Source organism: Sorlinia euscelidii, assembly GCF_036452135.1.
Lineage (GTDB): Bacteria > Pseudomonadota > Alphaproteobacteria > Acetobacterales > Acetobacteraceae > Sorlinia > Sorlinia euscelidii.
This window is the reverse complement of sequence record NZ_JAWJZZ010000001.1, coordinates 416613-432166: the sequence shown is the minus strand read 5'-3', so window position 1 is coordinate 432166 and position 15554 is coordinate 416613. Positions and strand designations below refer to the sequence as shown.

Here is a 15554-nt window from a genome sequence, read left to right as displayed (position 1 = left end):
CAGGTGCAAAAAATTGTTCGATAGGTCCTTTGTCGAGGCGATAGAGGCGCAAAAAATCATTCAGAAGTTGGGTGAGGGATTCAAAGGTCAATCCCGACAAAATATAACGAATTTCAAATCCGATTTAATTGTTGAGAAATTTTTAAAGATTTTGACACCACCAGAAAATCACCGCATGAATATCTTCATAAGGAAGAGGTGATAAGAAATTACAGTGGCGGGAAAAAAGTGAGAGCACCAAGCGGGCCTATCGGCAGGAAGGCGGAGATGTTTCAGAAATTGATCAATTTGACCTTCTTCCATGGGGTTGTTACCGGCTTGTCCCTGATGGCGCTCTGCTTCATATCGACACGCTTATTCCGGTCCCTTCAGCGTCAGGCAAAAATGCGGGAGACGGCGCAGATTGCGCGGAGATGCCTTGAGGAGATTGAAAGCCAGGTCGGCGAATTGCGAAATCTCAAACGCGAAATGATTTCTGAAAAAGAGTCTCATATGTCTCAGATGATGGCGTGGGATGAGGAGAAAAAGAACTTCGTGACGACGCGTCTGAGCGCTCTATTGAAAGAAATCCGACTGGAAAGTGATCGCGCAGCGGTTCGCGACCAATGCTTGAGATTTATGGAATTCATGACGTCATCCTCGGTTCCGGTTCAGGACGGCAATCGCCACGCCCCGGCTCCCGATCATCAATACGAATCTGAAATTTTGTGCTGAGTGTGGCAATGTTTGTCGCAGCGCCGCTGCTAACGTCTGAATAATCAAAAAAAACGTTCGTTTGAAAGCTTTGGAAATTCTCGGCTGTTCTTCCGCGGCCCGCCCGTTTGATGGCGCGATGCATATTACTCGATTTGCTCCCGCAATGACCCGTTCCGCGCGGCCTCATTTCAGTGGGCAGGTCCTGGCAAGCTTGCTTCCAGATCAGGAACGACCTGATTTAACAGTAAAAACTGCAACCCGTGCGTCCTCTCATCCCCAGGTCCGAGGAGAGTAGAAATTCGAGTTCGTGAGAATCCAAGTCGGTCAAAAGGCGGTTTCACGAACTACATTATTGCATAAAGATAATAAGAGACTAAACGACATTTAATGTCTATTCATTAGCGACGGTTGAAATTGCTATAATTTCATCTTGTTACATTGATATAAACCAGGTTTTAACAAAACTTACTGTCACATTAACAGCCCCGGCCTTAAAGCTGAGCTTGATTTGAGTGACGCGGCGCCGGGTGGGGTGTGTTAATACGGTGTTCTCCCGCCGTCATTGCCCGTCTCCACCCAATGTTTTTCGTATGAACTCATGACAATCATCGAATGGCGTCGCGCTGATTCCGGGGGATCATTAAGTGACGCAGCATGAGACTGAGAATAATTTAAAGACGGGTCTTGGATATATGAAGGAAAGATCGCGAAGGCTCTATTCCGCGCATTCTTCACGCGCCCCTCTATCTCGGCATTCGGGTGAGACGTCGCTCACCGAGCGTTCTTTACCTGAAACAACCATTATTGACGGCACCCTCGACTTAACCGCGCCACATGTGAGCGTGATGAATTTGCAGTTTGCGCGTGGCTATTTGCAGGTCGGGAGCACTGTCACGCTGGACTACCTCAATGTGACAGGAGGTACGGTAAATTTTGACACACTGATCGTCCGAAAGAAACTCACCGTCAGTGGCGGCACGCTGACGGTCAAAACCATTACTTATACAAATGATGTCCTTGCAATCTCCGGTTCAGGTGCCGTCAAGCTTTCGGCAGGCACGCTGGGCGCGGTTACGGTTGCAAGCAGTTCTGACAACACGTTCGGCACGGATATGACAAGCCTGACCGTGCAGGCTGGCGATACAGGCACCGTCAAACTGTCAGGTGGGACGCTGGGTAAATTGTCACAGCAGGCCGGCACCCTCAACGTCACGGGTGATGTGACTGTCCAGGCGATGGACCTCTCCGCCGGTACGATGACGATCTCCGGCACGCTGCATTTCAGCGGATCGTCGATGAGCGTCTCGAAAAATGCCGCGCTCGAACTGGATGGGGGGACACTCATCATTGAGCAAGCCGGCACTTACAGTGTCGATGGCCGTTTCACGATGTCGCATGAGAGTGGCAGCACGATCGATTTCGCCGATTCCGGCGGTGAAATCATTGTCAAGAACGGTATGAGTGTTGGCCCGCTGACCGTAAAGGGCGTTGGCACTCTGGCGCTTAATGGTTTCATCACCGGATGGCATGACGAAGACCGCATCAATGTCATCGCCGGGGCAACCCTCAGTCTTGCCGATGATGAGCATGTGGAGCCGCCCATTATCCTGGGGGCCGGTGGCTGTGTGTCTTTCGGGAATACATTTTGCGCCGTGGCTACCGTCAAAGTTGATGAGAGTGTTTCGAAGGGTGGTGCCACCATCGCCTTCCGACAGTCACTGCTGGATGATGATCGGGTGGTGTGGGTCAATGTCGCGATTGAGGGCTACCAGGATGGTGTGAAGCTGGACTTCAAAGCCCTCAAATATGCCGATGTCACGGTGCAGGACGCGCATTACGACAATCGCGAAATGACCATCGTCTATAAGGTCAAGGGTGAAGATTTCACCCGCGAAATCATTATCTTCAACTTCTCAGGGCCTGACCTGAAGGATGGTGAAAAATTCACGGTCATTTCTGACGGCGCCGGGGGTACGGAGTTCGAAACGTGCTTCCTCAGCGGCACGAAGATTTTGACGCCCGATGGCTGGCGCGCGGTTGAGGCGCTGATGCCCGGTGATCTTGTCATCACACTCAAGAATGGTGACGAAGTCGCGACACCGATTCGCTGGGTGGGGCAGGGGGAAGCTGCGTGCCGTCCCGACCTTCCTGACGATTTATCGGGTTACGCCGTGCGCATTGCACGTGGTGCTTTCGGCGAAGATATCCCGTTTGAAGATGTTCTGCTGACGTCGGAACATTGTGTCTTCGTGGATGGAGGTCTCATTCCTGTCCGCATGTTGGTGAATGGGGAAAGTATCACGTACGAGCGCGCGCTGTCATTTTATCGGTTTCATCATATCGAGACTGCGCAACACGCGATTATCAGCGCGGCAGGTTTGTTAACGGAGACCTATCTCGATACGGGCAACCGCGCACGCTTCAGGGAGGGCATGGGCGTGGTGCCTTTAAAACCGAAGCGGGCTGATGATCTCGCTGCGCCGCTACGTGTGAAGCGTGCGGAAGTTGAGCCTGTTTACCATCGTCTCTCGAAAAATCGCTTATGCATCGAGCCTCCGCTGGCACGGCCGCGTCCGGCCAACCTGGCGCGGCCTTTGACGATGGATGCCGCGTTGCGCCTCATTTTGCCGGGAGGCAAGGAGATCCTCCCATTATCGCGCCGCCAGGATGGTTATGTGTTCAAAGTGCCGCGTCATGTTGAAAAATTTCATATAGTGAGTCGGGCGAGCCGTCCATGTGATGTTGTCGGGCCCTATATGGATGATCGCCGTATGCTTGGAGTGCTCGTCGGCGAGATTCATTTGATCGAAGCGCAGCGCATGACGCGGCTAACCCGACACCTCACTGATCACGGTGAAGGGTGGCACGATATTGAGCATCCCGCTGCGCGGTGGACAAATGGGCGGGCTGTTCTGACATTGTCTGAATGCCTCACTGACCTGAAGTCAGATGCTCTCCTGTTTATACAGATTTTGCAGCAAGGGCCTTACCTGACATTGACCGCCCAGGACCCGTCCGGGCACATTATCGCTGCGGCTTAAAAGGCGGTTTTACAGATTGGCAAGATTTATCCTCGCGCCCGGATGTTCATCCGGGGCGAGAAATGAACGGTGTCGGCAAATCCGGGCGGTCACACGCACCCTCGTCGCGACGCGATGCGGCTTCATGCGTCCAATCCTCATGATGCGCCCCGTTAACGACCCTGTCGGATGCGAACAGGCGAAATGACCACCTCACGCGAGCGTGAACGTCCAAATAAAAAGGTTTTAAAAAAAAAATAACAACCATTCGGAACATGCTCCGTTAACAAAATCCAGGCTGATCGCTCAGGTTCGTTCTGGATCGATTTGGTGACAAAATTTTTGCCAATCGAACAAATTTTTGTGAAGTCCAAATTAATCACCACATTATTTACGATTTCGAAACCCATCGAATGAATATGATCACTCGAGGCGGAATATTGCCGTCGTAATAATATTTCAATTTGTAAGTCATTAGCATGGTTTGGATTAAATCATGACTTTTTTTGATTATGATATTTTAAAAGATATATGGCTACTTGATTCGGCGGGTAACACCTTTTACATCAACGAAAAACTGGTTACGCCCGCGCGTTTAGAGAACAGTAAGGTCGTCGCTGTCCTCCCCGATGTTCGTAACCGAACACTCGGCGCGGCCGCTTTCTGTAACGCGCATCATATTCGCCACCCCTATATTGGCGGCGAAATGGCGAATGGGATTGCGTCGGAGGCGATGGTGAAGAGCCTCGCCCAGGCGGGGCTGCTCGGGTTTTTCGGCGCAGCGGGCCTGGCGCCCGGAAATGTTGAGAAAGCCATCATCAACTTCAAGGAAGCATTGGGGGCTGAAAAGTCATGGGGCGTTAATCTCATCCATGCGCCAGGTGATCAAAGCCTTGAGAGGGCCCTTGTCGCGCTTTTTCTGAAGCATGGCGTCCGACGTGTTTCGGCCTCAGCTTTCATGTCCGTTACAGCAGCCGTGGTGCAATATGCGGCATCGGGGCTGGAGGAGGGCCGGATGGCGCGGTGATGAGGAAAAACTTCGTCTTCGCGAAAGTCTCGCGACCTGAGATCGCGAGGATCTTCCTTTCACCCGCCCCTCAGGAGATCCTTGATGCGCTTGTCGCGGAAGGCGCCTTGACATCAGATGAGGCACGCCTCGCCCGGCGGGTGCCGATAGCGGAAAATATCACGGTGGAGGCCGACTCAGGCGGTCACACGGATAACCGTCCCCTCTCGGTCATCCTGCCCCTGGTCCTCGGCTTGCGGGAGGAATTACGGACCGAATTTGCTTACAGTAACCCGGTCTATGTCGGTGCGGCGGGTGGCCTCGGTACGCCGGAAGCGATTGCAGCCTCTTTTGCGATGGGGGCGGATTACGTCCTGACCGGCTCCGTCAATCAGTCAGCCATTGAGGCGGGGATCAGCACCGGCGTTAAATCATTACTCGCCAAAGCGAAGGCGACGGATATGGTTATGGCCCCGTCTGCCGATATGTTTGAGATCGGGGCCAAAGTGCAGGTCCTCAAATCGGGCACGATGTTTGCCATTCGGGCTCAGAAACTCTTCGACCTTTATCAGCGTCACACCGCCTTCTCCGACATCCCGGAAGATCAGCGCAAACGCGTCGAGAAAGAGATTTTCAATGCGTCTCTGACGGAGATCTGGGATAAAACACGTCAATTCTGGGAAAAGCGCAACGCGAAAGAAGTCGAGCGCGCGCTGAAAAATCCCCGTTATCAAATGGCTCTGACCTTCAGATGGTATCTTGGCCTTGCCAGCCATTGGGCAATCCAGGGTGAGACGTCGCGCGCGCTGGATTATCAGATCTGGTGCGGCCCGGCGATGGGCGCCTTCAATGAATGGGTAAAGGGCTCCTTTCTCGAAGACGTCTCACAGCGAAACGTCGCGCAGATCGGGCGCAATCTGATGCTCGGTGCGATGCTCACGGAAAGACTGAATCAACTCCGCCTGTATGGCGTGCACATACCGCCGGATCAATCCCGCTTCCGGCCCGTCCCTCTTGACGAAAATCTGCGGCCAACCCCGCCGCAATAACATCTCCCCTGAGATTCGCTCCGCGCAGGTAATCCAACATGTCATATTCGTATCAAATCGCTATTGTGGGCGTCGCGGCCCTGTTCCCCGGATCTGGAGACCGACATGGTTTCTGGAAGGATATTCTGGCAGGTCGAGACCTTATCACCGAGATACCTTCCACCCATTGGTCCATTGCCGATTATTACGATCCCGACCCGAAATCCCCGGATAAAATCTACGCAAAAAGAGGGGCTTTCCTCAATGAGGTTGCGTTTGACCCCTTGAAAAACGGCATGCCGCCAAAAATCATGCCGGTCACCGACACGTCGCAAATTCTGGGCCTCGTTGTGGCTCAGGCGGTTCTCGATGACGCGCTCAAAGGGCAGTTTTCAGAAATGGACCGCGAGCGCGCAAGTGTCATATTGGGCGTGACGTCGGGCAGGAGCTTCTGACAACTTTGGCGAGCCGCCTTCAAAGGCCCGTCTGGCGCGATGCATTGCGGAAAAATGGCGTGGATGACGCGCTGGCGGAAAAGATCTGTCAGGATATTTCCGACCGTTATCCGCCGTGGGAGGAGTCCAGCTTCCCCGGCCTGCTGGGCAATGTCATTGCGGGCCGGATTGCTAATCGGTTCGATCTGCGTGGCACAAACTGCATTACGGACGCTGCATGCGCCAGCAGTCTCTCCGCGCTTTCCATGTCCATTAATGAGCTGGTTTCCCACCAGTCCGATCTTGTCATTACCGGGGCGTCGACACGATGAACGACGTCTGCATGTATACTTGTTTCAGCAAAACCCCGGCGCTCTCCCGCACGGGGATTGCCGCCCATTTTCGTCGGAAGCCGATGGCACCCTGCTGGGTGAAGGGTTGGGCATGTTTGCATTGAAGCGCCTGGAGGATGCGGAGGCGCATGGTGATCATATTTATGCGGTCATTCGCGGTTTAGGCAGTTCGTCAGACGGTAAAAGTAAAAGTATTTACGCGCCGCGCGCCGAGGGGCAAATGAAGGCCTTGCGCCGCGCTTACGACGTTGCCGGTTATGGCCCTGAAACCGTCGAACTTGTCGAAGCCCATGGGACCGGCACAATCGCGGGTGATGCTGCCGAATTCACGGCGTTGGATGCTGTCTTCTCTGAAGCCGGGGCGGGACGCCATCAATGGTGCGCTCTTGGGTCCGTCAAGTCGCAGATCGGGCATACGAAAGCCGCGGCGGGCGCAGCGGGTCTCTTCAAGGCGGTTATGGCGTTGCATCATAAAATCCTGCCGCCTTCGATCAAAATCAGCCAACCTAATCCCGCACTTCATATCGAAGAGAGTCCGTTCTACCTCAATACGCAGGCACGCCCCTGGATGACGTCCGGTGACCATCCGCGCCGTGCGGCAGTCAGTTCATTCGGGTTCGGGGGCTCCAACTTCCATGTGACGTTGGAGGAATATCAAGGCGCATCACCGCCGCCGCCCAAAACACGTTACGCGCAAAGTGAACTCTTCGTTATTTCAGCGGCCGATGGATCGCAACTTGTGGAAAAAATGCGCGCCTTGCAAAGCGCTTCCGGCGATTTTGATGAGATGGCGCGCGCATCGCACAAAGCCTATTCACGGCAGGATTGTCGCGTCGCAATTATTGCCGCCGACCTTCCCGATCTCAAGAAAAAGCTCGCTTTTGCTATTGAGAAAATTGAAGCGGCGCCGGGCCAGGGCTGGGCGCTGCCTCAGAAAATCTTTTACGGTACCGGCGGGACGGAAGGTCATTTGGGTTTTGTCTTCCCCGGACAGGGAAGCCAATACACCCAGATGGGCGCGGATATCGCCATGAATTTCGATGTCGCGCGGGAGGTCTGGGACGCGGCTTCAAAGATCAATCCGGAACTGCGGGAGACTGTCTTCCCCCGCCCCGGTTTCGGGGAGGAGGCGGCGCGATCAAAATTCGTTCCGTTCAAGAGTACTTCCGTCGTGCAACCCGCGATTGCCGCCATGTCCGCCGCCTTACTCGCCCTGCTGAAAGAACTCGGCATCGCACCTTTTGCCGTGGCGGGGCACAGTCTTGGGGAGCTTTCGGCCCTTTATAGCGCCGATGCCATTGATTTTACGGATTTGCTCCGCGTCTGCAAGGCGCGCGGCAAGGCGATGGAAAAAGCGGGAAAGGATCATGCAGGTGCAATGCTTGCTGCCTTTGCTTCCGAAGAGGCGCTGGCGGAACTCATCAACGCGGGACGGGAAGATCTGGTCGGGGCCAACTTTAATCATCCACAGCAAACTGTTCTGTCTGGCTCGGTCGCCGCGATGGAGTCCGCCGCATCCTGGCTCAGCGAGCGGGGCATCGCGTTTAAGGTTCTTCCCGTTTCCGGCGCCTTTCATTCTCCTTTAATGCAAACCGCTTCACAGGATTTTTCAGCATTTTTGCAGTCCATCACGTTTCGTAAGCCGCGGGTCGAGATATTCAACAGTGCGGGCGCCGCATCCACATCGACGGATGCGGTTGATTACCGGGAATATCTCGCGGCCCAAATCCTCATGCCTGTCCGTTTCATCGACCAGATCAAGGCCATGTATCAAGCCGGTGTGAGAACTTTCATTGAGGTTGGGCCGGGAAATATCCTGCAAAGTTTCATCACGCAAATTCTCGGTCATATGCCGCACCAGGTCATCGCGCTGGATAAACGCGGCGCGAATGGGTTGGACTCACTTTGGGAGGCATTGGCGCGGCTGATTGTCGCCGGTATCGACGTGGATCTGGCGGCTCTCTGGAATAACGTGGCGACGTCCGAGGGGCAGGCCGCAAAACGCGAAGGCCGGATGACCATCCCCGTCATTGGCGCGAACCCGAAATTCCCGCGTCAGAACAATCCTGTCACTAGGGCGGCGTCACAGCCTGCGCCGAGGCCCGACGACCCCATGCACAAGCCCATTGAAAAGGTGCCGCCTTCAGCCGCTGCAGCCATGGCTGCGATGCCGCAACGTGAAGCAGCGCCTAACGGAGTTGATAAGATTATGCATCAAGATCCTCATTCGAACTCACCCATTGAGACGAACTCACCCGACATAGCGAAACCTCAGGTCGCACAAAGTGACTTTTCGGATCGCGCAGTGCCTCCAGCAGAGGCGGCACCGGATGCGGTCGCGGCGCGACGCACTTCGTTGCTCGCCGCCAGCCGCGCCATCTCCCATGATGACGCCCCCGTCGCGGCTTCACCCCAGTCGGCCCCCGCCGCGGCCCCGAGCATGGCGGCTCCCGCTGCAGGAGAGATCTCCGGCATTTTGATGGAAATTATTGCGGAGATGACGGGTTACCCGGTGGAAATGCTGGAGACGCATATGGAGCTTGAGGCGGATCTCGGGGTGGATTCCATCAAACGTATCGAGATCTTCTCCGCCCTGCGTCAGCGCGTGCCGTCATTGCCGGAGGTGGATGCGGCAGAACTCAGCGCTTTACGAAGCCTCGACCAGATCATCGCGCGGCTGGGAGACGTGTCGCAAGCGCCCGCCTCGGCGTCCACGAAGGACCATGCTGAGACTTTGCAAGCGGATCAACAGTGTTCCGGGGATAGCATTGCGCCTCCGTCGATTTCGCCTTCCGCCGGAATGCAAGCGGCGTCTGCCACAGTCCCCGATCAGCCCTCGCCGCCATCCCCGCTGTCACCACCCATGGCACTGCCGACTGAACAAAATCGTGAGGATTCCAGGCCCGCTTTGGCTGAAGCGGCTTCACCCCAGTCGGCCCCCGCCGCGGCCCCGAGCATGGCGGCTCCCGCTGCGGGAGAGATCTCCGGCATTTTGATGGAAATTATTGCGGAGATGACGGGTTACCCGGTGGAAATGCTGGAGACGCATATGGAGCTTGAGGCGGATCTCGGGGTGGATTCAATCAAACGCATTGAGATCTTCTCCGCCCTGCGTCAACGCGTGCCGTCACTGCCGGAAGTGGATGCGGCGGAACTTGGCGCGTTACGCAGCCTCGACCAGATCATCGCGCGGCTGGGAGACGTGTCGCAAGCGCCCGCCTCGGCGTCCACGAAGGACCATGCTGAGACTTTGCAAGCGGATCAACAGGGTTCCGGGGATAGCATTGCGCCTCCGTCGATTTCGCCTTCCGCCGGAATGCAAGCGGCGTCTGCCACAGTCCCCGATCAGCCCTCGCCGCCATCACCGCTGTCACCACCCAGGGCACTGCCGACTGAACAAAATCGTGAGGATTCCAGGCCCGCTCTGGCTGAAGCGGCTTCACCCCAGTCGACCCCCGCCGCGGCCCCGAGCATGGCGGCCCCCGCTGCGGGAGAGATCTCCGGCATTTTGATGGAAATTATTGCGGAGATGACGGGTTACCCGGTGGAAATGCTGGAGACGCATATGGAGCTTGAAGCGGATCTCGGGGTGGATTCAATCAAACGCATTGAGATCTTCTCTGCCCTGCGTCAACGCGTGCCGTCACTGCCGGAGGTGGATGCGGCGGAACTCAGCGCGTTACGAAGCCTCGACCAGATCATCGCACGTCTCAGCACCGTTATGTCCCCGCACGGGCCTGAAGGGCGGGATGGCGGCGACGTCGCGCCGGGGTCAACGCTGGACGGCGCTGAAACCGCGCCCCGGAGGCCCCTGGACGATCAGACGTCACCAACGCTTATGAAGGCAGGTTCTGCGCCTGATGCTGGAGAGAACGCCCCTGCAAGTGGACAACCCGTTGCGAATGGTCATGCGAAAACCTCAAATGATGTCGAACTGAATGGCCATGATCGGCATCATGCGCTGACGAGATCCGTGCGATCCGTCACAGCCGCGCCTCTCATGCGCTTCTCCAGCGTGTCATTCGGCCGCAGGGTCTTCCTCGCGGGGGATCATAATGACGTGAATGAGGCGCTCGCCCAGCACCTGGCCGCGCGTGGGATGAATGTCGATATCGGGCATACACCGCCGGAGGATGCAGAGACGGTGATTTTCTCTTTCGGGCTGCATGAAAATCCGGAATTTGCCGACACGGTTGAAGCGGCGCGTCGCCTTTTTGACATCGCGCACAAGGTCGCGCCCCGTTTTGAGCAGTCCGGCGGTGTCTTCGTGACGCTTCAGGATACAGGGGGTGATTTCGGGCTTTCAGGCCAGACGGATCATCCCTGGGTGTCAGGCTTCACGGCCTTTGCCAGTAGCGCCGCGAAGGAATGGCCGAAAGCCCATGTCAAAGCCATTGACATCGAATGTGGCGACCGCCAGCCGGAGGATATCGCGGCGGCTCTGGAACTGGAACTGCTTTGCGGTTGGGACACGAATTGGGTGGGTCTGCGTGAGGATGGACAGCGTTCCACCATTACAAAAAAGGATACGAACCCTGTTGCCCACCGGTCACGCCACTTGCGGGCCATGGATGTCATACTCGTGACCGGCGGGGCACGCGGGATTACAAATGCCGTGCTGCAATCCCTGACGGCGGAGACAAAGCTGCGCATCGCGCTTCTCGGCCGGCAGGCGCTGATTGATGAAGAGCCGGCCACGCAGGGTGCGATGTCGGAGAAAGATCTCAAAGCGGCGCTCATCAAAGATATGACGCAGAGAGGCGACGGGCCCACTCCGGCCCTCGTCAATAAAAAACTCTCGGCCATCCTGAAGAACAGGGAGATCCATGAAAACCTCAAGAAACTGACCGATGCGGGAAATGAGGTGCGCTACTTTTCCGTCAATATTCAGGATGAGGCGGCGGTTGATCAGATCGTGCAAAAAGTCCGCACCGATTGGGGCCTGATCAGTGGCCTCATCCATGGTGCGGGAGAACTCGTCGATAAAAAGATTTCAGCCCTGACAAGGGAGGAGTTTGAGCGTGTCTACCGCACGAAGGTTATCGGGTTGCGCAACCTGCTGAAATCGACTGAGGGTGAACCGCTGCGATTCATCTCCCTCTTTTCCTCGATTGTCGCGAGCAGCGGTAATCCCGGGCAGCTTGCTTACGGCATGGCCAATAGTGTGCTGAACGGCGTCGCCGCCTGGGAGAACAGGCGGCGCGGGCAGGATTGCAATGTCCGCTCCATCATGTGGGGGCCCTGGCATGGTGGAATGGTGACGCCGGACTTGCAGGAACGCTTCAAGACTCATGGGATTCACTGCATTCCCCTCAATGATGGCGCGCTCGCGGCGACGGATGAGGTTTTCGATGCGGATGCGAGCACGGCGGAAGTGATCATCACGGCAAACGGTTTTGCGTGAAGCATATCGCGATGCAGGCTCATCACTTTCCCCCTATCGCCATCATCGGGCGAGGCTGTGTTCTTCCGGGGGCATTGACGGCGGAAGCGCTGTGGCGCCTCGTGCAGGAAGGTGGCAGCGCCATCAGCCCCGCCCCGGAGACATTATGGGCGACGCTTAAGCAGGATCGCCTGAGCACGGCGCAACCGCGTGATCCGGACACGTGCTGGACGGATCGCGGCGGGTATATTGACGGGTTTGACGATGTGTTCAACCCCGCCGATTATCATCTTGGCCCGGACCAGCTGGCACAGACGGAGCGCTCCACGCGCTGGCTTCTTCACGCGGCACGCGACGCCCTCGCGCCTTTGCGGCAAAGCGGGAATTTCAATGGGGATCGATGCGGCGCGATCGTTGGTAATCTCTTTCTGCCGACAAGTGAGGCGGCTGATTTTGCGGCGTCTGTCTGGTCCGGGCAGTCGGCGCGGCATGCTGCGCGAGCATTTTCATCGGGCCTGCCCGTAGAATTTGTGGCGGCTGCTTTCGGGTTGAAAGGTGCGCATTTCGCGATTGACTCCGCCTGCGCCTCGTCCCTCTACGCCATCAAGCTTGCCTGTGATCGCCTCCATGATGGAGAGGCGGATCAGATGATAGCTGGCGGTTTAAGCGGCGCGGATGATCTGTTTCTGCATGTGGGTTTTGCGGCTCTTAACGCGTTGAGCCGGTCGGGTGATTCCCTCCCATTCCACCAGGCGGCGGATGGGCTCGTGCCCGCGCATGGTTGCGCCATCTTCACGCTTGAGCGTCTTGAGGACGCCATCCGGGCGGATCGCGAAATACTGGGTGTGATCCGGGGATTGGCCTGTCCAATGATGGGCGGCAGAAGACATTGGTCGCGCCATCCATTGAGGGGCAGGTCAGGGCGATGCGCGCAGCCTATGACGTGAGCGGACTCAGTCCTGACGATGTTGACCTTATCGAATGCCATGCGACAGGTACTTTGACAGGGGATGCTGCAGAACTTGCAAGCATGTCGCAGGTTTTCACAAATCGCCAAGGCCTGGTGATCGGGTCTCTCAAATCCAATATTGGTCACGCCATGACAGCGGCGGGCGCTGCGGGCCTGATGAAGCTTCTCGGTGCCATCGCGCATAAAACGCTGCCGCCCGCGCGCCTGACGGGCGCGCTTATTCCCGATCTCTCAAGGGCGCGTTTCAGTCTGTTGGAAAAGCCTGAGAAATGGGTTGCGGACGGGCCGCGTCGGGCAGGTATCAATGCTTTCGGGTTTGGCGGCAATAACGCGCATCTCATTATTGAGGAGTGGCAGGGTCAGCCCATTGCGGAAGCACACGCCAATGAGGCGCGGGGCGACCTCGTCGTCGTCGGTGTCGATCTGCGACGCGCTGCGCCGGTCACAGAAGCCACGCCATCGGAAATTGCGGAAAAAGGTAGAATCCCGGAGGTCGGGATCGCACTGAAAGGGCTCAAATTTCCGCCGAAAGACCTGCAATCCGCTCTACCGCAACAGGCGATGATGTTTACTTCGGCGCGGACGGCGTTTCCGGAAGGGTTACATCAGGATAAAGTGGATATCGGGGTCTATATAGGCATGAGCGCCGACGCCAATATCAGTCGATATATTGCACGCCTCCGCCTTCCGGCAGGGCGCGGCGAGGCGGAGAAAACCGGCATCGTCCCACCCCTCGATGCGGCGCGTACAATTGGCGTGCTCGGCAATGTGGTGGCCAATCGCATCAATAGTCAGATGGATCTTTCCGGCCCCGGTATCGCGATCGCGGCTGAGGAGGCTTCCGGCCTTGTGGCGCTGAAACTGGCCGTGCGCGCGTTGTCGGCCGGGGAAATTTCAAGTGCGATTATCGGCGCGGTTGACCTCTCCTGCGATCCTGTTCATCGCGCGGCGTTGCGGGCCATGGGTCTGGAAAGGACAGCTGGTGACGGCGTCGTTTCCCTGGTCCTGACATCGAGGGAAAATGCGATGGCGTCAGGCTGCGACATTCTTGCCGCTTTCAAACCGCATGACGTGAATCGCGCCTTTCAAGCCGTCCCACAGGACGATAAAATTCATGGCGTTTCCCACGCGGCGCAGGGCTTAATGCAAATAGTTATGCGGATATTCGATGAGCGCCCGGAAAAGAGCGCCACGATGGCGCCACCCTCTCTGAAAACCGTGTCGGATGCGGTGTTTGGCCTGTCACCCGATATGCGGGGGGCGGCAAATTCGGGGGACGATGTCTTTGATCGATGGAACCATGAACCTGACTCCGATGCGCCCGGTTTTGAAGTGCCGATGCATTGGCCGGAGGTCAGATGGAACAGATGCTCGTCATCGGTGGCCGACACGCTGACCAGACAGAATGAAATCTGTGACGGGGATACGACGCCGACAGCGCCCACATCCGCGGAAACTTCAAAGCGGCCAGGGCCGAAATTTGATCGGCAAGACCTCTTGAAACTGGCGACCGGGAGGATCTCAGAATTTTTCGGTGAAAGTTTCAAAGCGCAGGATGACGTCCCGAAACAGACGCGCATGCCGGGACCGCCCCTCCTGCTGGTGGACCGGATCACTGGGATTGACGCGCCGCAGGGTGAGATCGGCGCCGGGTCCATCTGGAGTGAGACGGACGTCTCCGGCGATGGCTGGTACATGCATCATGGGCGCATGGCGTCCGGCGTATTGGTGGAGACGGGCCAGGCCGATCTGCTGCTTATTTCCTGGATGGGGGTGGATAAGTTCAATGAGGGGCAACGCGTTTATCGGTTGCTCGGATGTGAAATCACATTTCATGATGCGCTCCCGAAAGCGGGCGAGATTTTGTCCCACGACATCCATATCGACCGTCATGTCAGCGCGGGTTCCACGCGGCTTTTCTTCTTCCACTCAACCTGCAGGGTGGATGGAGAAAAACGCCTTTCCATCACAAATGGCCAGGCCGGGTTCTTCACGGAAGAGGAATTAAACGGGTCGCGCGGTCTCTTCCTCCCCCCAACGCCGCCTGCACCGCCGAAAGGGCATCATGTTCTCCCGGAGGTCATCAGCGCGCAGACCCGCTTTTCGGATGATCAGATTGAGGCTTTCGCGGCCGGGCATGTCAGTCGTTGCTTCGGCCCGGCATTTGAGGCGGCGGATCGCCACGTCAACACGCCCCGTCTGCCATCGAACGCGTTGCGGTTTCTGCAGCGTGTATCGGCTTTCGACGTCAAAGGTGGTTTCTGGCAACGCGGTTATATGAAGGCGGAACGCGATATCACCGCAGAAAGCTGGTTTTTCCGCGGTCACTTCCACAATGACCCCTGTATGCCTGGGACGCTGATCCTTGAAGGTGGTTTGCAGCTCATGATGTTCTATCTCGCCGCAATCGGCCAGAGTCTGCATCGTGACGGCTATCGGTTTCAACCCGCTTTCGAAGAAAAAATTCTTGTCAAATGCCGGGGGCAGGTCACGCCGCGGAACCGGCAACTTACTTATGAATGCCATGTCTCCAGCTTGACGCTGGAAGGAGATACACCCCGCCTGACGGGGACGCTTCTCTGCACTGTCGATGGCCTTCTGTCCTTTCAGGCCGAGCACGTCAGCTTATGCCTGACTCCTGCGGCATGAAATGACGCCTGACAC

Annotated in this window: 9 protein-coding genes; all 9 read left to right on the top strand. The window is 56.8% G+C overall.

Translation table 11 applies throughout. The features are described from left to right. Window positions 1-384: 384 nt before the first annotated feature. The 9 genes from CGLAMM_RS02025 (at window position 385) to CGLAMM_RS01985 (ending at window position 15539) form a co-directional block, all read left to right on the top strand. Entirely contained in the window at window positions 385-714 is a 330-nt protein-coding gene (locus CGLAMM_RS02025; RefSeq protein WP_418115289.1) for a hypothetical protein, read from the top strand. Window positions 715-1541: 827 nt separating this feature from the next. After that, window positions 1542-3737, top strand: coding sequence for a Hint domain-containing protein (locus tag CGLAMM_RS02020; RefSeq protein WP_394819552.1), 2196 nt, complete (start codon window positions 1542-1544; stop codon window positions 3735-3737). Between the two features lie 475 nt (window positions 3738-4212). Then, the gene (locus CGLAMM_RS02015; protein ID WP_418115288.1) at window positions 4213-4743 is read left to right on the top strand and encodes a beta/alpha barrel domain-containing protein; all 531 of its coding nucleotides are present in this window, start codon (window positions 4213-4215) and stop codon (window positions 4741-4743) included. After that, window positions 4743-5771: a PfaD family polyunsaturated fatty acid/polyketide biosynthesis protein gene (locus CGLAMM_RS02010; protein WP_418115287.1), complete on the top strand. Its 1029-nt coding sequence runs from the start codon at window positions 4743-4745 to the stop codon at window positions 5769-5771. Before CGLAMM_RS02015 ends, CGLAMM_RS02010 begins: the two co-directional genes overlap by 1 nt. A gap of 38 nt (window positions 5772-5809) precedes the next feature. Next, on the top strand, window positions 5810-6205 hold the full coding sequence (locus CGLAMM_RS02005) for a beta-ketoacyl synthase N-terminal-like domain-containing protein (RefSeq protein ID WP_418115286.1): 396 nt from the start codon (window positions 5810-5812) through the stop codon (window positions 6203-6205). Between the two features lie 5 nt (window positions 6206-6210). Beyond that, window positions 6211-6516, top strand: coding sequence for a beta-ketoacyl synthase N-terminal-like domain-containing protein (locus tag CGLAMM_RS02000; RefSeq protein WP_418115285.1), 306 nt, complete (start codon window positions 6211-6213; stop codon window positions 6514-6516). A gap of 19 nt (window positions 6517-6535) precedes the next feature. After that, window positions 6536-11941 carry an SDR family NAD(P)-dependent oxidoreductase gene (locus CGLAMM_RS01995; RefSeq protein ID WP_418115284.1) on the top strand — a complete coding sequence of 1802 codons (5406 nt, stop codon included), beginning with the start codon at window positions 6536-6538 and terminating at the stop codon, window positions 11939-11941. Continuing rightward, window positions 11938-12867 carry a beta-ketoacyl [acyl carrier protein] synthase domain-containing protein gene (locus CGLAMM_RS01990; protein WP_418115283.1) on the top strand — a complete coding sequence of 310 codons (930 nt, stop codon included), beginning with the start codon at window positions 11938-11940 and terminating at the stop codon, window positions 12865-12867. Before CGLAMM_RS01995 ends, CGLAMM_RS01990 begins: the two co-directional genes overlap by 4 nt. Beyond that, window positions 12810-15539 (top strand): beta-ketoacyl synthase N-terminal-like domain-containing protein, encoded by a 2730-nt coding sequence (locus CGLAMM_RS01985; RefSeq protein WP_418115282.1) that lies wholly within the window; start codon window positions 12810-12812, stop codon window positions 15537-15539. The genes CGLAMM_RS01990 and CGLAMM_RS01985 overlap by 58 nt, the downstream gene beginning before the upstream one ends. Window positions 15540-15554: the final 15 nt, after the last annotated feature.